This is a genomic window from Streptomyces sp. CG 926 (genome assembly GCF_003148825.1).
Classification (GTDB): Bacteria; Actinomycetota; Actinomycetes; order Streptomycetales; family Streptomycetaceae; genus Streptomyces.
This window is the reverse complement of sequence record NZ_QGGZ01000012.1, coordinates 201823-223560: the sequence shown is the minus strand read 5'-3', so window position 1 is coordinate 223560 and position 21738 is coordinate 201823. Positions and strand designations below refer to the sequence as shown.

Genomic DNA, 21738 nt, shown 5'->3' with positions numbered 1-21738 from the left:
ACAGAAGAGGAACACGGCCATGGCAACGGCGCCCAGCGTCTCGTATTCGATGACGGTCCGCCTGGAAGTGCCCGCGAGCGGAACCGCGGTCTCCCAGCTCACCACCGCCGTGGAGTCCTCCGGCGGCTCGGTCACCGGCCTCGACGTGACCGCATCCGGCCACGAGAAGCTCCGGATCGACGTCACCATCGCCGCGACCTCCACCGCGCACGCCGACGAGATCGTCGAGAAGCTGCGCGGCATCGAGGGCGTCAGCCTCGGCAAGGTCTCCGACCGTACCTTCCTGATGCACCTCGGCGGCAAGATCGAGATGGCGTCCAAGCACCCCATCCGCAACCGTGACGACCTCTCGATGATCTACACCCCGGGCGTGGCCCGCGTGTGCATGGCGATCGCCGAGAACCCCGAGGACGCCCGGCGCCTGACCATCAAGCGCAACACCGTCGCAGTCGTGACGGACGGCTCGGCCGTGCTGGGCCTGGGCAACATCGGCCCGATGGCCGCCATGCCGGTCATGGAGGGCAAGGCGGCCCTCTTCAAGCGCTTCGCCGACATCGACGCCTGGCCGATCTGCCTGGACACCCAGGACCCCGACGAGATCGTGGCCGCCGTCAAGGCGATCGCCCCCGGCTTCGCGGGCATCAACCTGGAGGACATCTCCGCGCCGCGCTGCTTCGAGATCGAGGCCCGGCTGCGCGAGGCCCTCGACATCCCCGTCTTCCACGACGACCAGCACGGCACCGCGATCGTCGTGCTCGCCGCCCTCACCAACGCACTGCGCGTGGTGGGCAAGGCAGTTGGCGACGTCAAGGTGGTCATGTCGGGCGCCGGCGCGGCCGGTACGGCCATCCTCAAGCTGCTCCTCGCGGCGGGCGTCAAGAACGCGGTGAGCGCCGACATCCACGGCGTCGTGCACGCGGACCGCCCCGACCTCGTCGACGCGGCCGCGGACTCCCCGCTGCGCTGGATCGCCGACAACACCAACCCCGAGGGCTACACGGGCACGCTGAAGGAGGCCGTGGTCGGCGCCGACGTGTTCATCGGTGTCTCGGCCCCGAACGTGCTGTCCGGCGAGGACGTCGCCGCGATGGCGGAAGGCGCGATCGTGTTCGCGCTCGCGAACCCGGACCCCGAGGTGGACCCGGCCGTGGCCCGCCAGACCGCCGCCGTGGTGGCCACCGGCCGCTCCGACTTCCCGAACCAGATCAACAACGTGTTGGTCTTCCCGGGTGTCTTCCGCGGTCTGCTGGACGCTCAGTCCCGCACCGTGAACACGGAGATGATGCTGGCCGCCGCGAGCGCGCTGGCGGACGTCGTGGGCGAGGACGAGCTGAACGCGAACTACATCATCCCGTCGGTGTTCAACGACAAGGTCGCCGGCGCGGTCGCGGGCGCCGTCCGCAAGGCGGCCTCGGGGAGCTGAGCCCCGCTGTGACGGCCCTCACGGCGCTCCGATCCCGGCGCGTCGCGAGATGCGGGCCCGACGGGCCGCCTCTAGGGTTGCGGGGATGCCCGCGAGGTCCGCGGTCCGCAGCGGCGTGTGAGCGAGGGCGTGGACGGAGCGTCACCGCGGCGTGACTGTGGCGCTTTTCGTGTGACCCCGACGGGTGCCGGATTGGCTTTCCCGCCGCTGGTGGGGGCAGGATGCGTAACCGGGCGAGAGGGTCTGACGTTCAGACCCGGGTCCGGGGACTGTCCTAGGGCCCTGGCAGCATCGGCTTCGATCTCACGCCTCTAAGGCAAGTTGAACACGGGAGTACAACATGAACCGCAGTGAGCTGGTGGCCGCTCTGTCCGAGCGCGCCGAGGTGACCCGCAAGGACGCCGACGCCGTTCTGGCCGCGCTCGCCGAGACCGTCGGCGAGATTGTCGCCAAGGGCGACGAGAAGGTCACCATCCCCGGCTTCCTGACCTTCGAGCGCACCCACCGTGCCGCTCGCACCGCGCGCAACCCGCAGACCGGCGACCCCATCCAGATCCCGGCCGGCTACAGCGTGAAGGTCTCCGCGGGCTCCAAGCTCAAGGAAGCCGCCAAGGGCAAGTAGGTCCTGCCCCGGCGCCGAGGGCCGTACCGGCCTTTGGAACGGCAGTAGTACGCAGAACGACGATGGGCGGTCACCCCCGGGCGGGGTGGCCGCCCTTCGGCATGTCCGGGGCCGGACGCGGGCCGGTGGGCCCGCAGGGGCGGGCGGCCGTCCCTGGACCGCCCGGCGGGCCTGGCAGGCCCTGTGAGGGCCCGTCAGGGGCCTGGCGGGGCCCACGTATGCCGGCGGCATGTCTCCGGGGACCGCTGCGCGGCCCGTACGGGAGCCCTGCGCGGGCGCCGAGGCCGGCCCGTACGGCTCCTGCGCGGGCGTGGAGGCGCACGGAAAAGCCCCCCGAGCCCTGTGCGGGCCCGGGGGGCTTCTGCGTACGCGACGTGCGCGCGGGGGCCTCAGACGAGGTCGCCGCCCGGGAGTTCGACCTTCGCGCCGAGTTCCACGAGCTTCTCCATGAAGTTCTCGTAGCCACGGTTGATCAGGTCGATGCCGTGGACCCGCGAGGTGCCCTCGGCGGCCAGGGCCGCGATCAGGTACGAGAATCCGCCGCGCAGGTCGGGGATGACCAGGTCGGCGCCCTGCAGCTTGGTGGGGCCGGAGACGACCGCCGAGTGCAGGAAGTTGCGCTGGCCGAAGCGGCAGGCGCTGCCGCCCAGGCACTCGCGGTACAGCTGGATGTGAGCACCCATCTGGTTGAGCGCCGAGGTGAAGCCGAGCCGGGACTCGTAGACCGTCTCGTGGACGATCGACAGGCCGGAGGCCTGCGTCAGGGCCACGACCAGCGGCTGCTGCCAGTCGGTCTGGAAGCCGGGGTGGACGTCCGTCTCCAGCGCGATGGCGTTGAGCGGGCCGCCCGGGTGCCAGAAGCGGATGCCGTCGTCGTCGATCTCGAACGCCCCGCCGACGCGGCGGAAGGTGTTCAGGAAGGTCATCATCGAGCGCTGCTGGGCACCGCGCACGTAGATGTTGCCGCCGGTGGCGAGCGCCGCGGAGGCCCAGGAGGCGGCTTCCAGACGGTCCGGGAGGGCCTTGTGGTTGTAACCGCCGAGGCTGTCGACGCCGGTGATCCGGATGGTCCGGTCCGTGTCGACGGAGATGATCGCGCCCATCTTCTGCAGGACGCAGATGAGGTCCTCGATCTCCGGCTCCACCGCGGCGTTGCTGAGCTCGGTGACGCCCTCGGCCAGGACGGCCGTCAGCAGCACCTGCTCGGTCGAGCCGACCGACGGGTAGGGGAGGCGGATCTTGCAGCCGCGCAGGCGCTGCGGGGCTTCCAGGTACTGGCCGCCCTCGCGCTTCTCGATGGTCGCGCCGAACTGGCGGAGCACGTCGAAGTGGAAGTCGATCGGCCGACCGCCGATGTCGCAGCCGCCGAGGCCCGGGATGAAGGCGTGGCCGAGCCGGTGCAGCAGGGGGCCGCAGAACAGGATCGGGATGCGCGACGAGCCCGCGTGGGCGTCGATGTCGGCGACGTTCGCGCTCTCGACATGGGTGGGGTCGAGGACAAGTTCGCCCGGCTCCTCGCCGGGACGGACCGTCACCCCGTGCAGCTGGAGCAGCCCGCGGACGACGCGCACGTCACGGATGTCGGGAACGTTGCGCAGCCGGCTGGGTCCGCTGCCGAGCAGAGCGGCGACCATGGCCTTGGGCACGAGGTTCTTCGCACCACGGACACGGATCTCGCCCTCGAGCGGGGTACCGCCGTGGACAAGCAGTACATCGTCACTGATGCCGGTCATGAATCTCGCGTTCCGGAGAGGGGTGGGCAGGGGGCCAGGGAAAAGGGTAAGGGCCACCACCCCCTTGTTCGTAAGGCCGACGTGGCCGTAGGACTGTCATGAATTCGGCACAACACCCTCCGTATCCACCACATGGCGGAGCGTTGCGTTCCGCCTACGCCGTCCGTGCGCGCTCCTCGCTGCTGCCGTGCGCCCTGAGCTGCGATCGATCCGATCTTTGCGCGCGCTCCCCGGAATCGGTGGATGTGCGGGATCATGGCGGCATGACCGAGGTGTCCTCCCTCACAGGGCGGCTGCTCGTGGCCACCCCCGCCCTCGCGGACCCGAATTTCGACCGCGCGGTCGTGCTGCTGCTCGACCACGACGAGCAGGGCTCCCTCGGCGTGGTCCTGAACAGGCCGACCCCCGTCGGCGTCGGCGACGTCCTGCTGCCGTGGGCGCCCCTGGCCGGCTCGCCCGGTGTGGTCTTCCAGGGCGGGCCGGTGGCCATGGACTCGGCCCTGGGGCTCGCGGTGATCCCGGGCGAGGAGGGCCCGCTCGGCTGGCGCCGCGTGCACGGGGCGATCGGACTGGTCGACCTGGAGATGCCGCCGGAGCTGCTGGCCGCGGCCCTGGGCGGCCTACGGATCTTCGCGGGCTACTCCGGCTGGGGACCCGGTCAGCTGGAGACGGAGCTCGGCGAGGGCGCCTGGTACGTGGTCGAGTCGGAGCCCGGGGACGTGTCCTTCCCGGATCCGGAGCGGCTCTGGCGGGCGGTGCTGCGCCGCCAGCGCAGCGACCTCGCGATGGTCGCCACCTATCCGGACGACCCGTCGCTCAACTGACTGCCGCGGGGTTAAGTACCCTGGGTCCATGAGCACTCTTGAGCCCGAGCGCGGGACTGGCACGGGGACCCTCGTAGAGCCGACGCCGCAGGTGTCGCACGGTGACGGCGACCACGAGCGCTTCGCCCACTACGTCCAGAAGGACAAGATCATGGCGAGCGCGCTCGACGGGACCCCCGTCGTCGCGCTCTGCGGCAAGGTCTGGGTACCGGGCCGGGACCCGAAGAAGTACCCGGTCTGCCCCATGTGCAAGGAGATCTACGAGTCCATGGGCCCCGGTGGGGACAAGGACAAGGGCGGCAAGGACAAGTAGTCCGCCCCCCGGCCCTCCTTCTTCCGCGGGACCGAGACCCCCGGCGTGCCACAGCGCGTCCGGGGGTCTTTGCCGTGCCCGCACGGCGCGTTAGGGTCGGCGCGACGAGCGCCCTGCGGAACGAGCGTTGCGCAGGACGCAACACGTGCACGCGGTCGTGAAGGGCTGACGCATGGACTTGATCCCCGCACCTCAGGTCGTACTGCTCGACGAGGGCGGCCGCCGCTTCGCGTTCGGCCCCCAGCCGCTCCTCGACGCCGGCCCGGGGACCGGAACGACCGCGCGCTGGCTGCGGCGGGAGCTGGCGGCGGCCACCGGCTGGGAGCTGCCCGCCGCCACGGCCGGCGTGAGCGCGCAGCTGCGGCTGCGCATCGACCCGGACGTCGAGGGGGACCGGGGACCGGAGTCGTACCGCCTCGACATCGGCCCGGACGGGGCGGAGCTGACGGGAGCGAGCGCCGCCGGGCTGTTCTGGGGCGCCCAGACGCTGCGTCAGCTGCTCGGGCCCGACGCGTACCGCAGGGCGCCGCTGCCCGGCCGCGCGTGGAACCTGCCGTACGCGTCGGTCGTGGACGGCCCGCGGTTCGGCTGGCGCGGGATGATGTTGGACGTGGCCCGGCACTTCATGCCCAAGGACGGCGTGCTGCGCTACATCGACCTGCTCGCCGCCCACAAGCTCAACGTGCTGCACCTGCACCTGACCGACGACCAGGGCTGGCGGATCGAGATCAAGCGCCACCCGCGACTGACCGAGGTCGGCGGGTGGCGCCCGCGCAGCCGCTGGGGGCACCGGGCCTCGCCGCTGTGGAACGAGACCCCGCACGGCGGGTACTACACCCAGGACGACATCCGCGAGATCGTCGCCTACGCCGCCGAGCGGCACGTCCGGGTGGTCCCGGAGATCGACGTACCGGGGCATTCGCAGGCCGCGATCGCCGCGTACCCAGAGCTGGGCAACACCGACGTCGTCGACACCGCGGCGCTCGGGGTGTGGGACGACTGGGGGATCACCGAGAACGTGCTCGCGCCCACCGAGGCCGTGCTGCGCTTCTACGAGGGGGTCTTCGAGGAACTGCTGGAACTGTTCCCGGTGGAGGTCTCACCCTTCGTGCACGTGGGCGGGGACGAATGCCCCAAGACGCAGTGGAAGGCCTCCGCGGTCGCCCAGGAGCGGATCCGCGAGCTGGGCGTGGACGGGGAGGACGGGCTGCAGTCCTGGTTCGTCCGGCACTTCGACGGCTGGCTCACGGCGCGCGGGCGGCGGCTGATCGGCTGGGACGAGATCCTGGAGGGCGGGCTCGCCGAGGGCGCCGCCGTGTCCTCCTGGCGCGGCTACGCGGGCGGGATCGCCGCCGCCGAGGCCGGGCACGACGTGGTCATGTGCCCCGAGCAGCAGGTGTACCTGGACCACCGGCAGGCGGGCGGCCCGGACGAGCCGATGCCCATCGGGTACGTGCGCTCGCTGGAGGACGTCTACCGCTTCGAGCCGGTGCCGCCGAAGCTGTCGCCGGAGGCCGCCGCCCGGGTGCTGGGCGCGCAGGCCAACGTCTGGACCGAGGTGATGGAGAACCAGGACCGGGTCGACTACCAGGTGTTCCCACGACTGGTGGCCTTCGCCGAGGTGGTGTGGTCGTGGCAGCCCGAGCCGGCGGAGCGCGACTTCGCGTGGTTCGAGGGGCGGATGGCCGCGCACTACGCGCGGTTGGCCGCGCAGGGGGTCGATTACCGGCCGCCGGGCGGCCCGTTGCCGCGACAGCGACGGCCCGGGGTACGGGGGCGATCGATCGACGGCGCGCCCCCGAACGTGTGACAGGTGGGTGACGATGCCGACCGGAACCGAAAGGGAACGGGAGGGGAACTCTGCCTCAATTTCCCTCGATACAGGGAAAATCGGGCAATCGGGGAGAAGGGTCGCCGAAGGCGGCGCGACAGGGCCGTACGACCCGTACGGGACACCGCGCCCGGGGCCGGGCGCAGCGGGCCGACCCTCGCGCCGGGCGGCCCGGAAGATGTGCCAGAGTTGCCACGTCCCGGCGGTGAGCACGTACCGTACGGCGGAACAGGCGTGAGCGCCGGAACCGGGACATCGGGAAGGGGCAGCTGGGTTGACCACGCACGCACCGCACGCACTGGATTCACCTCAGGGGCCGCACGGCCCGCAGGCGGCGCAGTCCGTGACGCTGCCGGCCTCGCTCGACGAGGCCGTGGCGGCGCTCACCGCCATGCCCGCCGCCGTGCCGGTCGCCGGCGGCACCGACCTGATGGCCGCCGTCAACGCCGGGCTGCTGCGGCCCGCCGCACTGGTGGGCCTGGGCCGGATCAACGAGATCCGCGGCTGGCAGTACCAGGACGGCCACGCGCTGCTCGGCGCGGGCCTCACGCACGCCCGGATGGGACGGCCGGATTTCGCCGCTCTGATCCCCGCCCTGGCGGCCGCGGCCCGGGCCGCGGGCCCCCCGCAGATCCGCAACGCGGGCACCCTCGGCGGCAACATCGCCACCGCCGCGCCCACGGGCGACGCCCTGCCCGTGCTGGCCGCGCTGGAGGCCGTACTCGTCATCGTCGGCCCGGGCGGGCAGCGGGAGATCCCGGTGTCGTACCTGCTGGCCGGGCGGGAGATGCTGCGGCCCGGCGAGCTGATCGGCTTCGTGCGGGTGCCGCTGCTGCACGCACCGCAGGTGTTCCTGAAGGCCACCGGTCGCACCGGGCCGGGGCGTGCCGTGGCGTCCGTGGGGCTCGTCCTGGACCCCGCGCGCCGGGGCGTGCGCTGCGCCATCGGCGCGGTCGCCCCGATGCCGCTGCGGCCGCTGGAGGCCGAGCAGTGGGTGGCCTCGCTGATCGACTGGGACGGCGGGCGGACCTTGGCCCCCGAGGCGCTGGAGGCCTTCGGCGAGTACGTCGCGGCCGCGTGCGTACCCGACCAGGGTGAGCCGGTGGCTCCCGGAGTACTGCATCTGCGGCGTACGGTGGCCGTGCTGGCGCGCAGGGCCCTCGGGAGGGCGCTGACCTCATGAGCGAGAACGAGAACGAGAACGTGACCCAGGGGAACGGCGCGGCGGGCTGGGGCTGGGAACCGGTCCCGCAGGGCGGCGAGTACGACTCGGACGCCACGGCCTTCGTGAAACTGCCGCAGGACATGCTGGACGCGCTCGGCACCGGGGAGCCGCTCGCGGCCCCCGGGCACGGCTACGTGCCGCCGCCGATGATCGTGCCGCTCGGCTCGGCCAGTACGGATCCGGCGGCCACCGGGACGTGGGCGATCCCGGTGCAGTGGCCGGAAGCCGGCGCGGGCTCGGCGCAGACCGATCCGACCGGTGCCGGTGGCGCCGGTGCCGGCGGTACGGGTCACGGCGCCGGTCAGGGCGCCGGTCAGGGCCTGGGGTCCGGGTCCGTGGGCGGGCCGATCCCGGCGTCGATCCCGATCCCGGCGTCGATCCCGATCCCGGCGTCGGTCGCGGCGGCGTTCGCCCAGGCGGAGCCCGAGCAGCCGGTGACCGAGCAGCCGGTGACCGATCCCAGTGCGACGGCGGAGTGGCGCTTCCCGGAGGCGGCGCACGAGCCCGAGCAGGCCGGTCCGGCGACCGGGCAGTGGGTCGTGCCCGACTACGACGCCCTGCCCGAGCAGTCGAACGACTACCGGCCGGGCGCTCTGGACGCCGACTGGAGCCAGGCCCCGGCGACGCTGCCGGGCGGCGCCCCGGCGCCGTGGGCGTACCTGACGCAGCAGCCGGCCGGGGACCCGAACACGGACAACGGCGCTGCCGCCGGCGCCGCCGGTGCCGCAGCCGGTGTGCTGCCCGGCACGGACGAGGCCGCGGCCGCTTCGGCGGCCGCCGCCGCGACCGCGCACGCCGCCGGGCGGCTGCTCGGCGGGCCCGGAGTGGGCGCCGCCGGACGTGGGCCGCGGGTGCTGGGCGGCCCCGGGGTGGGCACCGCCCTGCCCGAGGGCGAGCCGGTGCACCACGCCCCGCACGACATCGAGGCCGCGCACGGCCCGGCGGCGGAGCAGGCCGAGGGCGCCAGGACCGCGGACCACGCGGGCCACACGGAGCACCCGGAGCACACCGACCGCACGGAGCACGCCGAGCACGCCGAACACGCCGAGCACACCGTCCAGGGCGAGTACGCCGGGCATGTGGGTCACGCGGGGCACACGGGTCACACGGGGCACATGGTTCAGGGCGAGTACGCCGGGTACGCGGAGCAGGCCGGGTACGCCGAGCCGGCCGCAGCCCCGGCCGCCCCCGTCGCCGACCCGGAGCCGCATCCGGTGGCTTCCCCCGAGCTGGATCTCTTCGGCGGGGTGCGCGCCCAGGCGCCGGCCGCCGAGACCGCGCAGCCCGGCGGCGCCGGCGGCACCGACGGCCAGGGGTTCACCGCGTTCGGTCACGCGCCGGAGCCCGGGCCCGAGGCCGGGTACGAGGCCGCGCACGAGGCGGAGTCCGCCGCCGCGGAGGTCGACCCCGGTCACGGGGACGGGCCGGCCGCGCAGGAGCCCCCGGCCGACCGCACGCCGACCGAGGACGCCGCCGACAGCGAGGGCGCACTCCCGGACGAGGAGAGCGGCCGAGGTCTCCCGGTCGAGGTGGCGACGTACGAGGAAGAGGCGACCGCCGGGGCCGTCGCCCATCACGAGCACCCGTCGGCCTCCTACGTCCTGCGCGTCAACGGCGCCGACAGGCCCGTCACCGGTGCCTGGATCGGCGAATCCCTCCTGTACGTGCTGCGCGAGCGCCTCGGCCTCGCCGGCGCCAAGGACGGCTGCTCGCAGGGCGAATGCGGCGCCTGCGCCGTGCAGGTCGACGGCCGGCTCGTGGCCTCCTGCCTGGTACCGGCCGCGACGGCCGCCGGCAGCGAGGTCCGCACCGTCGAGGGGCTCGCGACGAACGGGGAACTCTCGGACGTCCAGCAGGCGTTGTGCAGGTCGGGCGGGGTGCAGTGCGGGTTCTGCATTCCCGGCATGGCCATGACCATCCACGACCTGCTGGAGGGCAATCACGCCCCCAGCGAGCTGGAGACCCGCCAAGCCCTGTGCGGCAACCTCTGCCGCTGCTCCGGCTACGCGGGGGTCGTCGACGCCGTGCGCGAGGTCGTCGCCGAGCGCGAGGCGGCGGCCGCGGAGCCGACCGCCCCGGGCCCGGGCGCTTCGGAGCCGCGCATCCCGCACCAGGCAGCGCCCGGCGAGGGCGGCATCCACCACGGAGGCACGGCGTGAGCGGGCAGGACGCGGCGACGGCGACGACAACGGTCAACCCCACGGTGACGGCCATGGCGGCCCCCGGCCCCGAGGCGACCGAGCCGCAGGAACCGCGCGGCATCGGAGCCTCCGTCCCGGCCGCGGACACCCGCGCCAAGACCGAGGGCACCTTCCCCTACGCCGCCGACCTGTGGGCCGAAGGCCTCCTGTGGGCCGCCGTGCTGCGCTCCCCGCACGCCCACGCCCGGATCCTCTCCATCGACACCACGGCCGCCGCCGAGATGCCCGGCGTCCGCGCCGTCGTCACCCACGCCGACGTGCCCGGCGCCACCACCCACGGCCGCCGCATCGCCGACCGGCCGGTCTTCGCGCACGACGTCGTACGCCACCACGGCGAGGCCATCGCCGCCGTCGCCGCCGACCACCCGGACACCGCCCGGCTCGCCGCCGCCGCGATCGCCGTCGAGTACGAGCTCCTCGACCCGGTCACCGACCCCGAGCAGTCCTTCGGCGCCCCCGCCCTGCACCCCGACGGCAACCTGATCCGGCACATCCCGCTGCGCTACGGCGACCCGGAGGCCACCGGCGAGGTCGTGGTCGAGGGCCTGTACCGGATCGGCCGCCAGGACCCCGCGCCCATCGGCGCCGAGGCCGGACTGGCCGTACCGCGCCCCGACGGCGGCGTGGAGCTCTACACCGCGTCCACCGACCCGCACACCGACCGCGACCTGGCCGCCGCCTGCTTCGGACTGGAGCCGGACCGGGTGCGCGTGGTGGTCACCGGCGTGCCCGGCGCGACGGCCGACCGCGAGGACGCCGCCTTCCAGCTCCCGCTCGGCCTGCTCGCGCTGCGTACGGGCTGCCCGGTCAAGCTGGCCGCCACCCGCGAGGAGTCCTTCCTCGGCCACACCCACCGGCACCCGACCCTGCTGCGCTACCGCCACCACGCGGACGCGGAGGGCCGCCTGGTCAAGGTCGAGGCACAGATCCTGATGGACGGAGGCGCGTACGCCGACGCGTCCTCGGAGTCCCTGGCGGCGGCGGTCGCGTTCGCGTGCGGCCCGTACGTCGTCCCGCACGCCTTCGTCGAGGGCTGGGCGGTACGCACCAACAACCCGCCGTCGGGCCACGTCCGGGGCGAGGGCGCCATGCAGGTGTGCGCCGCGTACGAGGGCCAGATGGACAAGCTCGCGGCCGCTCTCGGCATCGACGGCGCGGAACTGCGCATGCGCAACGTCCTGGCGACGGGCGACCTCCTCCCGACCGGCCAGACGGTCACCTGCCCGGCCCCGGTGGCGGAACTGCTCGGCGCGGTCCGCGACTTCGAGCTGCCCGCCCTCCCCAAGGACGCCCCGGAGGACGAGTGGCTGCTGCCGGGCGGCCCGGAGGGTGCGGGCGAGCCGGGCGCGGTACGGCGCGGCGTCGGCTACGGCGTCGGCATGGTCCACATGCTCGGCGCGGAGGGGACCGACGAGGTCTCCACCGCCACGGTGAAGGTGGTGGGCGGCGCGGCCACGGTCATCTGCGCGGCCGTCGACACCGGCCAGGGCTTCGCCACGTTGGCCCGCCAGATCGTCCAGGAGGTCCTGGGCGTCGACGAGGTCACCATGGCCCCGGTGGACACGGACCAGCCGCCGGCCGGTGCATCGGCGCACGGCCGCCACACGTGGGTGTCCGGCGGCGCGGTGGAGCGGGCGGCGAAGATGGTCCGCACCCAACTCCTCCAACCGATGGCCCACAAGCTGGGCATGTCCACGGAGCTCCTGCAGATCCAGGACGGTCGGATCACGTCGTACGACGGCGCGTTCTCGATGTCGGTCTCGGAGGCCATGGCGGGCAAGGAACTCTGGGCCACGGCCCAGTGCCGCCCCCACCCCACGGAACCCCTGGACGCGGATGGCCAGGGCGACGCCTTCGTGGGCCTCGCCTTCTGCGCGATCCGCGCGGTGGTGGACGTGGACATCGAACTGGGCTCGGTGCGGGTCGTGGAACTCGCGGTGGCCCAGGACGTCGGCCGCATCCTGAACCCCCGTCAGCTGGAGGCCCGGATCGAGGCGGGCGTCACCCAGGGCGTGGGCGCGGCCCTGACGGAGAACCTCCGCTCGGTCGCCGGCCTGATCCGCCACCCGGACCTGACGGGCTACGCCCTGCCGACGGCGCTGGACGCCCCGGCGGTCCGCATCGTCAAGCTGGTCGAAGAGCGCGACGTGGTGGCCCCGTTCGGCGCGAAGGCGGCGAGCGCGGTCCCGGTGGTGACGACCCCGGCGGCGATCGCCTCGGCGGTCCGCGCGGCCACGGGCCGCCCGGTGAACCGCCTGCCGATCAGGCCGTCCGCGGCGGTCGGTACGCCCAACTCGTGACCGTGTGCCCCGCATTGCACGTGCAACCCCGGACTTGGGCCTGTCGGTACCGGTCGCTAGAGTGATCGGTACCGGTGTGCGCGTACGCGCGGACACGGGTGCGAACGGGGACGGGGAGCGGCGCAGGCGCCACTCCTACGGGGAGACGGGGAGGCCAACGTGGCAGACGACAACGGGGCGAGCCAGGTAGCAGCGGCCCTCACGCTGGGGATCGCGGGCCCGATGGGCGCGATCGCGGGAGCGGCCTACACTGCTGCCGCCGCGGCGATGCGGGTCGAGTTCGACTCGCTGAGCGAGTACAAGCGCATGGTGGACAAGCTGCTGGACGACCTCACCGGCTCCGACGCGGACCACAGGAAGCTGGCGGACGACAAGCTGCCCGCGAGCAAGCTCGGTAGTGGCTTCGCGGAGGTCGACGCGCTGTTCAAGTCGTACGACACGGTCGTCACGGAGCTGCAGAAGCTCTCGAAGGGTCTGGCGGGGCAGATCGAGGCCCTGGGCATCGCGGTCCTGACGGCGGGCAAGGGCTACGGCGGCGTGGACGAGGAAACCAAGCAGCGCATGATGGCCATCGCCAATACGGCGCAGAAGGAGTACGTGGAGCAACGCGACCCGTGGGTGGAGGAACAGCGCCGCCTGAAGGCATCCAACCCGCCGCCGGCGACCGCGACTCCGACTCCGACCCCCAGCACGTCGGGAAGTGACTACTGATGGCAACGGATTTCGAAGGCTTCACGCATCAGCAGATGCGGGACATGAGCGCCTCGCTGGACCCGGCCTCGGTCCAGGCGCGGGCCGATCAGCTGAAGAAGGCTGCCAAGGACATCAAGGAGATCGGCGAGGCGCTCAAGAAGCACGTCGTGACCGGCTGGGAAGGCGAAGGAGCAGCCGCCTTCCAGGAGTGGGTGGGCCGCGCCGGCAATGCGACTCTGCGCCTCAGCGATTACAGCGCCAAGGGCGGCGACTGGATGGGCAAGGTCGTCCAGAACATGACCGAGGCCACGAAGATGACCGCGGTCGACGCGACCGCGACCAAGAACCTCGCAGCGGCCAAGGAGCACCACAACGACCCGGACGCGGCGGCGGTCCGCGCGGAGGCGCAGACGACGCTGGACGCGGACCGCCGCGAGGCCATCCGCCTGATGACCAACCTGGCGCAGTCGTACCAGGTGTCGTCAGACGAGATGAACAAGGCAGAGATCCCGACGTTCCCGCCGCCGCCGGCGGTGCTGTTGCCGAAGAAGAACGACGTCGCGATTGACATGGCCCGGGCTGGTAGCGGTTCGGGAACGGGGGGTAGCGCTGGAAGCCCCTCGTATGCATCGTCGGAACACGGAGGCCCGGCCGGTCCTTCGAACGAGCCGGGATGGGACGTGGGGCCCCGGCCGCAGCCCGACAACACTTTGCCGACGACGACTCTGCCTGCGCCGGTGACCCCTGACCGTGACGTAGACGTGGACCTCGACACGGTTGGTACGTTGCCTCCGAGTCAGACGCTGCCTCCGGTGACGACGACGCCTGGTAGCCCGCCGCCCACGGGGCCCGGCGCTCCTCCCCTGGGCCCCTTCGTGCCGCCGATCGCAGTCCCGCCGATCAGCGGGGTGAAGGGGCCGAGCCTCCCCGGCGTCTTCGGCCCAGGTGTCCCCGTCTCGGGCACGACTGGTCCGCTCGGCAAGGGCGGCATGCCGCCAGGCATGCTTCCGCGTGACAGCGGAATCATGGGGGGCCGCCCGGTGACGTCCACCGGTCCCAGCTCCGGGATCCCGCGAGGCACGGTCATCGGCGAAGGCGCCCAGACGGGCCGCCCCATGGGTGGCGGAGGTATGGGCCACGGTGGCGGTGGCGCCCATGGCATCCAGGGAGGCCTCCCTGCCGGACGCCGACTGGCCTCGGAGCCGGGTGGTGTCGTCGGAGGGCGTCAGAGCGGAGCGATCGGTCGTCCGGTCTCGGGTGGTCAGCCGTTCACCCAGGGCGGTTCGGGTCTCGTGCGCAATGGCTCTGGTGGCGGCGCGGGCATGGGTGCCATGGGCCACGCCGGCGCAGGCGCGCAGACCCCGGGTAAGCGACGGAACGACCAGGGTGGCGAACGTCCTGACTACCTGGCCGAGGACGAAGAGACCTGGCAGGGCAGCCGTCGCGTTGTTCCGCCTGTGATCGACTAAGTAGAACGGACGTTGCACGGGATGCGCATGCGTAAGGCGACCTCGGCCCTGGTAGGCCTTCTGCTGGCCGGGGTCGCCGCGACCCCGGCTCATGCGGAGAGCGTTCGATCTCAGCAATGGCATCTCGACGCCATGAAGGCTGACGACATCTGGAAGGTCAGCACGGGCAAGGGCGTGACAGTCGCGATCATCGACACCGGTGTGGCCAAAATTCCGGAACTGGATGGCCAGGTCCTCCCGGGAAAGGATTTCGCTACGACGTACGACGGTGATGAGCGTTCGGACTACGACACTCACGGCACGACTATGGCTGCGCTGATCGCGGGTACGGGAAAGCATCCCAGTGGGGATGGTTCGTTTGGTTTGGCGCACGGCGCCAAAATTCTCCCCATCCGTGTTCCGAACGAAGAGAGCCGACGAACCCCATCCTGGGTGGCTGCCATTCGATACGCGGCAGACACAGACGCCAAGATCATCAATATCTCTCTGGGGTTGGACGGTACACCCGAAGATGACCAAGCGCGTCGGGAAGCGGTGAAGTACGCGCTCTCGAAGGGAAAGTTGATCTTTGCGGGAGCCGGCAACAACGGTGACACGCTCAACCAGGTCCTCTATCCGGCTGCGACTCCCGGAGTGGTGGGCGTCGGAGCGACCGGCGTCAATGGCGAGGCGACCAAGGAGTCGCAGCACGGACCGCAAATCGACATCTCGGCTCCGGGCTTCGATATGGTCACGGCTTGTGCGGGCAAGACGGGGCTGTGCAAGACCCACGGCACGAGTGACGCATCGGCTATCGCCTCCGCTTCCGCTGCCCTCATCTGGTCCGCCCATCCTGACTGGACCAACAACCAGGTTCTGCGGGTCCTCCTGAACACCGCCGGCAAGCCCAGTGATGGCGTCGAGCGCAATGACTACATCGGCTATGGCATCGTCCGCCCCCGCATCGCGCTTACCAATCCCGGTGACCCCGGCCCCGCCGACGTCTATCCGCTGCCCGATCTCGCGGCGGCCGCGCAAGGGGCCGGTAAGCCCTCCGCGTCCGCCGATGGCAAGGCTCCCGACGCCGCCGCGTCCAAGCCTGCCGCGCAGGCCGAGGAGAAGAAGAGCGGCAGTGTGCTTCCCTGGATCGCCCTTGGTCTGGGAGCCTGCGTGCTGATCGGTGGAGCCGTGACTGTGGTCGTCGTACGACGTAACCGCTGAACCGGGGCCGATCCGACCGGACCCGCACCCTGCCTTCTGGAGTTCACGCGATGCCGTTCGACGAGGAATGGTCGGCGGCTCGCGCCACGGCCGCCGCCGGTGTCACCATGCGCCTCGATCAAGTGCCCACCGATCCCGGCGGCGGCGGCGGTGGCAGTGGCGGTGGCGGTGACCTCGAGCTCAATCAGGACCACATCGGCGCGATCGGCTCCGAGGCGTACAAGCTGCACACGCGTCTGCAGACCGACGGCAAGCACGCCGCCACCGCCACCGCCGAGGCGGCCGGGGGCCTCACCAAGGAGGGCTTCGCGAGCGGGGCGGCGCTGCTCGAGGTCAACAGTGTCTGGGAGAGCCAGGTGAAGACCCTCGTGGCCGCCTGCGCCAACATCTCCAACGGGTTGAACTACTCGCTCGCCTCCCACGCCAAGGACGAGCAGCAGCTCCAGGCGGACTTCACCGCATCCGCCATAGACGAATACCTCAAGTAGGCGCCTTCATGTTGACGTACGAGAACGTGATGAACGCGCCCTTGGGCAAGCTCCAGACGGCCGTCACCGACTGGACGGCGATGGCCGGCAAGCTGGACGAGATGGCCGAGGCCGCTCGTAACGGCATGAAGGCGAAGTCCGACAAGGCCGAGTGGAGCGGGGTCACCGCAGGGGTGGCGCGCGGGTTCGTCGACAAGACGGCCAAGGAGTTCGAGGACGCGGCCAAGGCCGCCAAGGGCATGTACCAGGTCCTCGCCGACGCGCACGCGACGTTCAAGGCCGCTCAGGACGAGCTGAAGAAGCTCGCCGCGGAAGCCCCGGCGGCAGGCTTTCGGGTCGATGCCGACGGGCGGGTCACCGCCATCCCGTTGCCCACCGAGGGTGAGCGGAACGCGGCCCGCCACGACCCCGACTACCAGCAGACCCTGAACGCGGCCCGCAACGCGTGGCAGACCAGGATCAACCGGGCGGTCGAGGACGCCCAGGACGCCGACGACTCGCTGGTCCGGGTCCTGCGGGCGAACACCGCCGACGAACACGACTTCAGCGGACCGAAGTTCACCACCCTCGATGCCGAACAGGTGGCCCGCGCGGCCGATCTGATGAAGAAGGTCACCGGTGAGGGCGGCACGGCCCGCAACGTCGAGGCGTTGCGCGAGCTGGAGGAACTGCTCGACGACAACCGCACGGACCCCGAGTTCTCCACGGGCTTCTACCGGACGATCGGCGCCGAGGGCACGCTGGAGATGTACTCCACGATGTCCCTCGACGCGACGGGCCTGGGGCCGGCCGGCAAGGACCGTGCGCTGATGGTCGCGAACATCCAGAGCGACATGGGCGCGATGCTCGGGCTCGCGACGCACAAGGACGTCCCGAACCACCTCGACGCCGCCTGGACGACCCAGCTGATGAAGGCGGGCCGCAAGGAGATGGCCGTCTACGGCGGCGTGCAGCAGATCTACGGCTACCAGGCCCTGGGCGCGCTGCTGCGCGAGGGGACGTACGACACGGAGTTCCTCACCTCGGTCGGCCGCGACATGGTCGCCATGGACCGCAAGGACCCGAGGGCCTGGGAGTTCCACACCCCGTACGGGCTGGAGTCGGTCCTCAGCCAGGGCCAGGACGGGCGCGGCTTCTACCCGCTGACCGGTCTGATGGAGGCGCTGGGCAACAACCCGGACGCCGCGACGGCCTTCTTCAACGAGCCGGTCCGCGAGGACAGCAACAAGGACGGCATCGTCACGAAGGACGACAAGCCGGTCTCGGGGCAGCACGGCAAGGACCAGGGCATGGTCGACTACATGCTCGACAAGAAGCCGTACATGGACAGCTTCGACATCTCGCGGACCGGCGACCTGCACCCGGCCCAGCAGGCGGTCGGTGACGCCCTGATGGCGGCGGTCTCGCACCGCGCCCCGGGTGACGAGGACTCCCCGCCGGTCCCGCATACGAAGGAGATGGCGGCGGTCATGGAGCGGGTCGTCGAGAAGATCGGCGACAAGCCCGAGCTGGTCGACGCGGACCCGAAGGACCCGGACGGCCCGCTGAACGGCCTCTCCGGGCACTTCGGCCAGATGGCGGCCGAGTACATGCCGGACATCCAGGCCGCGGCGGAGAACAACAGCGGGTTGATCAAGGCGAACGGCGTGATGGCCGAGTTCGACAAGTCCGAAATGGCAGGATTCCTGGGGGCGGTCGCGCAGGATCCGGACGCGTACGGGGCGATCACCAATTCCCAGCGGGCCTTCACGACCACACTCATCAACGATGTCATCGCCCACCGCGCGGAGTACGACGACCTGGACGCGGCGATCCACGGTGCCGTCCACCCCGGCGGTCAGATAGCGGGCATCCTCTCCGAGGCCAGGGTCGAAGGCGTGTACGCCGAGAACGGCCACAAGCAGGAGGAGTACGTCAAGGGCGTCGAGGACAACGCGAAGTGGATCAACCGGGCCATCAGTGCGGCCGGTGGCAAGTATCTGGAGATGGTCCCCTTGGCCGGGGACGTCGTGGAGTGGCTCCAGGAGGACATCACCGAGAGCGTGGTCGAGGGCGCGAAGAAGGACATCGTGGAGAAGACCGCCGACAGCGACCAGGCGGCGGCGAGCGCCTACGTCGATGCGGAGCAGGCGGCCGGGGCGTCGGCCGCGGCGTCCGTGCGCAAGGCCGCGGAGGGATCCGGCATGAGCGAGCGCACCATCGGTGCACTGGCGGGCGTCGCGGCCACCGAGACGACGAACGGGTACGGTGCCGGTCGAGATCTGGTCGATTCCTCGAAGGGAAGCTCCTGAATGCCCCGCGCCGCCCGTAGCCGCACCGCGCTGGTGCTCACGGCCACCCTCGCGGTGGCGGTCACGCTGCTCTCCGGCTGCGCGGAGGAGAAGAAGCCGTCGGCCGCCTCGAAGGTACGGCCCGAGACGTGCTTCGGGGTCTTCACGCCGGACGAGCTGGCGCCCCTGCTGGGCACGGGGGACGAGGTCACGGTCGACTCCCCCTTCGACGTCGAACTGAACGCGCAACGCCGTGGCGTGACCTGCAACATTTACGTCGACGGCAAGAGCGGAGTGCTCGCCGACGCGACCTGGCAGCCTCTCGGGCGAGGCTTCCCGCCGCTGCCCGACACGGCGAACGCCGAATCGATCCCCGCCGTGGAGAACGGCAAGGTGTGGAACGCGGGGGCCGTCGCCGGGATCACCTGCAAGAGGGCCGAGGACTCCTTCGAGATGGCCCTGGGACTGTCCGGGACCGTCGACGGCAAGCCCGACGAGACGCGCCGGCTGCTCGCCGAGCTGATGAAGAAGTACGTCGACCGGGCGAAGCAGCAGAACCGGTGTACCGGCTAGCCCCGGAAAGGCGAAGGCCGCCCAGGGGTGCGCCTGCCCCTGGGCGGCCCGCCGCGAAGCCGTGGCGGGAATTGAACCCGCGTGCCTCGCTTTGCAGGCGAGTCCCTCAACCACTCGGGCACACGGCTGTGTGGTGGTGACGTGCACGACGCTACGGGGGCCCGCGGGGCCGGGGAAGGGATGCGCCGCCCGTGCAACGCGACTGCCATGCCGCGTTCACAGTCCGGCGGACCTAGGTCTGCGGGACGAGAGCGGGATCCGTCGAATTGACAGGGTCACTACGAGGCTACGCACCTTACTCTGAAGCGATGAGTGCCCTTGAACGCCGCGTGCCCGAGACGACCGCACCGACCCCGCCCCCGCCCCCGGGCGGGGTTCTCGGGCCCGCGTACCGGACGCTCAGCATCGGGATCATCTCCGTCGTCTTCCTCATCGCCTTCGAGGCCACCGCCGTCGGCACGGCCATGCCCGTCGCCGCCCGCGAACTGGACGGGATCGGGCTCTACGCCTTCGCCTTCTCCGCCTACTTCACCACCAGCCTCTTCGGCATGGTCCTGGCCGGCCAGTGGGCCGACCGGCAGGGGCCGCTGCGGCCGCTGACCGTCGGGATCGCGGCCTTCGCCTCCGGGCTGGTGATCGCCGGGACCGCCGGGGTCATGTGGGTGTTCGTACTCGGCCGGGCCGTGCAGGGCTTCGGTGGCGGGCTGGTCATCGTCGCCCTCTACGTCGTCGTCAGCCGGGCCTACGAGGAGCGGCTGCGCCCCGCGATCATGGCGGCCTTCGCCGCGAGCTGGGTGGTCCCCTCGATCGTCGGGCCGCTGGCCTCCGGAACGGTCACCGAGCACCTCGGCTGGCGGTGGGTCTTCCTCGGGATACCGGCGCTCGTGGTCGTCCCCCTGGTGGTGGCGCTGCCCGCGATACGGCGGACCGCGTCCGGGCCCGTCGACCCCGACGCCCCGCCCATGGCCTTCGACCGGCGGCGGATCCGGCTGGCCTTCGGCATCTCGGTGGGGGCGGGGCTGCTCCAGTACGCCGCCCAGGACCTGCGGTGGCTGTCGCTCGTGCCGGGCATCGTGGGCGCCGCCCTGCTCGTGCCCGCCGTGCTGGGGCTGCTGCCGCGCGGGACCTACCGGGCGCGGCGCGGGCTGCCGTCCGTGGTGCTGCTGCGCGGGGTGGCCGCCGGGTCGTTCATCGCGGCGGAGAGCTTCGTCCCGCTGATGCTGGTCACCCAGCGGGGGCTCAGCCCGACGATGGCCGGGTTCTCGCTCGCGCTCGGCGGGCTCACCTGGGCGGGCGGCTCGTGGGTGCAGTCCCAGGGCCGGACGGCGCCGTACCGCAAGCAGCTGATGGTGGGCGGGATGGTGATGGTGGCGCTGGCCATCGCCGCGGCGCCCGCCGTGCTGATCGAATCCGTGCCGGTGTGGACGCTCGCCGTGGCCTGGGCGGTCGGCTGCCTGGGCATGGGCCTGGTGATCGGCTCCACCAGCGTGCTGCTGCTCCAGCTGTCGGCGCCGGAGGAGGCCGGGGCCAATTCCGCCTCGCTGCAGATCTCGGACGCGCTGGCGAACGTGGTGCTGCTGGCCGGCGGGGGCGCCGCGTTCGCCGCGCTCGGGGGTGGCGCGGTGGGCGCCGCCCACACCGTCGGTGCCGCCGGCGCGTCGGCTTCGCACCCGGCCGCGTTCGCCGTGGTGTTCCTGCCGATGGCGGCCGTCGCGCTGGTGGGGGCCTGGGTCGCGACCCGGCTGGAGCCCGCGAAGGCCTGAGCGCCCGAAATCCGGATGTGTCGCGGGCAGCCGCGGAACTACCGTTCCGGGCATGAACGAGCTGATCATCCAGTTGTCCGACGCGGAGCGGGCGGAGTGCGCCGACCTGGCCGACGCCACCGGCCGCACGCCCGAGGAGCTGGCGCTCGACGCCGTACGGGCGCTGCTGCGGGCCGAACGGGACCGGGTCGGCGTCGAGGCGCGGCGGCTCGCGCTGCGGCACGCGCCCCTGCTGAAGCGGCTCGGCGCATGAGCGCCGACACGGCCCCGGCCCCGGCCCCGGCCACAGCCTCGGCCCCGGTGCGCCACCTCACGCTCGCCGAGGTCCTCGACCTGGCCCGGCACGCCTGCCTGGCCCAGGACCAGCCGGTCGAGCTGCGCGCCCCCGGGCTGCTGGAGTCGGCCGTGCACCGGCCGCGGGCTCGCATGTTCGGCGTTCCGGCCTACGAGGACCCGTACGAGCACGCCGCCGCGCTGCTCCACGCCCTCGCGACGAACCACCCTCTGGTCGACGGGAACAAGCGCACCGCCTGGCTCGCCGCGGCGACGTTCCTCGCCGTGAACGGCGTCGACCTGGGCGACGCCGACCAGGAGACCGCGTACGGACTGGTGATCGACGTGGCCGCCGGACACGAGAGCGATGTCGCGCGGATCGCCCACCGACTGCGGTCGCTGACCGAAGCGATGTGACGCTCGCCGCACCCGCCGAGGTCACGGGCCTGTCCCTCCGCGAGGGGCGGGCCCGGGCCGGTAGGGTGGCCCGGTTGTCCTACGTACGACTGCCTGCCACCCGTACCAGATACGCCGAGA

The 21738-nt window shown here is 72.1% G+C and carries 18 protein-coding genes and 1 tRNA gene; 17 read left to right on the top strand and 2 right to left on the bottom strand.

Features of this window, described 5'->3' with window-relative positions; translation table 11 throughout:
• Nucleotides 1-19: 19 nt before the first annotated feature.
• Together BCL76_RS29965 and BCL76_RS29960 are read left to right on the top strand one after the other, a co-directional pair.
• Nucleotides 20-1423, top strand: a complete 1404-nt coding sequence (locus BCL76_RS29965) for an NAD-dependent malic enzyme (protein ID WP_109782474.1) — start codon at nucleotides 20-22, stop codon at nucleotides 1421-1423.
• A gap of 340 nt (nucleotides 1424-1763) precedes the next feature.
• A complete protein-coding gene (locus BCL76_RS29960) occupies nucleotides 1764-2045 on the top strand; it encodes an HU family DNA-binding protein (RefSeq protein WP_007264399.1) in 282 nt (93 codons plus the stop codon).
• A 389-nt stretch (nucleotides 2046-2434) separates the two neighbouring features.
• Here BCL76_RS29960 and murA read toward each other — a convergent pair whose 3' ends face one another.
• The gene (murA, locus tag BCL76_RS29955) at nucleotides 2435-3778 is read right to left on the bottom strand and encodes a UDP-N-acetylglucosamine 1-carboxyvinyltransferase (RefSeq protein WP_109782473.1); all 1344 of its coding nucleotides are present in this window, start codon (nucleotides 3776-3778) and stop codon (nucleotides 2435-2437) included.
• A gap of 263 nt (nucleotides 3779-4041) precedes the next feature.
• Here murA and BCL76_RS29950 point away from each other — a divergent pair, with 263 nt between their 5' ends.
• The 12 genes from BCL76_RS29950 (at nucleotide 4042) to BCL76_RS29895 (ending at nucleotide 19165) form a co-directional block, all read left to right on the top strand.
• Nucleotides 4042-4602 carry a YqgE/AlgH family protein gene (locus BCL76_RS29950; protein WP_033224470.1) on the top strand — a complete coding sequence of 187 codons (561 nt, stop codon included), beginning with the start codon at nucleotides 4042-4044 and terminating at the stop codon, nucleotides 4600-4602.
• Nucleotides 4603-4630: 28 nt separating this feature from the next.
• The gene (locus BCL76_RS29945; protein ID WP_030010729.1) at nucleotides 4631-4915 is read left to right on the top strand and encodes a DUF3039 domain-containing protein; all 285 of its coding nucleotides are present in this window, start codon (nucleotides 4631-4633) and stop codon (nucleotides 4913-4915) included.
• Nucleotides 4916-5087: 172 nt separating this feature from the next.
• Nucleotides 5088-6725, top strand: coding sequence for a beta-N-acetylhexosaminidase (locus BCL76_RS29940; RefSeq protein WP_109782472.1), 1638 nt, complete (start codon nucleotides 5088-5090; stop codon nucleotides 6723-6725).
• A gap of 319 nt (nucleotides 6726-7044) precedes the next feature.
• The gene (locus BCL76_RS29935; protein ID WP_030724228.1) at nucleotides 7045-7929 is read left to right on the top strand and encodes an FAD binding domain-containing protein; all 885 of its coding nucleotides are present in this window, start codon (nucleotides 7045-7047) and stop codon (nucleotides 7927-7929) included.
• A complete protein-coding gene (locus BCL76_RS40040) occupies nucleotides 7926-10130 on the top strand; it encodes a (2Fe-2S)-binding protein (RefSeq protein WP_258309969.1) in 2205 nt (734 codons plus the stop codon). Before BCL76_RS29935 ends, BCL76_RS40040 begins: the two co-directional genes overlap by 4 nt.
• A 53-nt stretch (nucleotides 10131-10183) precedes the next feature.
• Nucleotides 10184-12472 carry a xanthine dehydrogenase family protein molybdopterin-binding subunit gene (locus BCL76_RS29925; RefSeq protein ID WP_109782533.1) on the top strand — a complete coding sequence of 763 codons (2289 nt, stop codon included), beginning with the start codon at nucleotides 10184-10186 and terminating at the stop codon, nucleotides 12470-12472.
• A 159-nt stretch (nucleotides 12473-12631) separates the two neighbouring features.
• On the top strand, nucleotides 12632-13183 hold the full coding sequence (locus tag BCL76_RS29920; protein ID WP_181382787.1) for a hypothetical protein: 552 nt from the start codon (nucleotides 12632-12634) through the stop codon (nucleotides 13181-13183).
• Complete coding sequence (locus tag BCL76_RS29915) at nucleotides 13183-14634, top strand: WXG100 family type VII secretion target (RefSeq protein ID WP_109782471.1); 1452 nt, start codon at nucleotides 13183-13185, stop codon at nucleotides 14632-14634. The genes BCL76_RS29920 and BCL76_RS29915 overlap by 1 nt, the downstream gene beginning before the upstream one ends.
• 21 nt (nucleotides 14635-14655) lie before the next feature.
• Complete coding sequence (mycP, locus tag BCL76_RS29910) at nucleotides 14656-15834, top strand: type VII secretion-associated serine protease mycosin (protein ID WP_109782470.1); 1179 nt, start codon at nucleotides 14656-14658, stop codon at nucleotides 15832-15834.
• A 50-nt stretch (nucleotides 15835-15884) separates the two neighbouring features.
• Nucleotides 15885-16322 carry a hypothetical protein gene (locus tag BCL76_RS29905; RefSeq protein ID WP_109782469.1) on the top strand — a complete coding sequence of 146 codons (438 nt, stop codon included), beginning with the start codon at nucleotides 15885-15887 and terminating at the stop codon, nucleotides 16320-16322.
• An 8-nt stretch (nucleotides 16323-16330) separates the two neighbouring features.
• Nucleotides 16331-18613, top strand: a complete 2283-nt coding sequence (locus tag BCL76_RS29900) for a hypothetical protein (RefSeq protein ID WP_109782468.1) — start codon at nucleotides 16331-16333, stop codon at nucleotides 18611-18613.
• On the top strand, nucleotides 18614-19165 hold the full coding sequence (locus tag BCL76_RS29895; protein WP_109782467.1) for a hypothetical protein: 552 nt from the start codon (nucleotides 18614-18616) through the stop codon (nucleotides 19163-19165).
• A 56-nt stretch (nucleotides 19166-19221) separates the two neighbouring features.
• On the opposite strand, the gene BCL76_RS29890 is transcribed toward BCL76_RS29895, so the two are convergent.
• Nucleotides 19222-19293 (bottom strand) — tRNA-Cys (locus BCL76_RS29890).
• 180 nt (nucleotides 19294-19473) lie between these two features.
• On the opposite strand from BCL76_RS29890, the gene BCL76_RS29885 reads away from it, so the two are divergent.
• The 3 genes from BCL76_RS29885 to BCL76_RS29875 are packed head-to-tail and all read left to right on the top strand — an operon-like array spanning nucleotide 19474 to nucleotide 21618.
• Entirely contained in the window at nucleotides 19474-20928 is a 1455-nt protein-coding gene (locus BCL76_RS29885) for an MFS transporter (protein ID WP_109782466.1), read from the top strand.
• A 52-nt stretch (nucleotides 20929-20980) separates the two neighbouring features.
• Entirely contained in the window at nucleotides 20981-21181 is a 201-nt protein-coding gene (locus tag BCL76_RS29880; protein WP_109782465.1) for a hypothetical protein, read from the top strand.
• Complete coding sequence (locus tag BCL76_RS29875; RefSeq protein ID WP_181382786.1) at nucleotides 21178-21618, top strand: type II toxin-antitoxin system death-on-curing family toxin; 441 nt, start codon at nucleotides 21178-21180, stop codon at nucleotides 21616-21618. Before BCL76_RS29880 ends, BCL76_RS29875 begins: the two co-directional genes overlap by 4 nt.
• The last annotated feature ends 120 nt before the right edge of the window (nucleotides 21619-21738 follow it).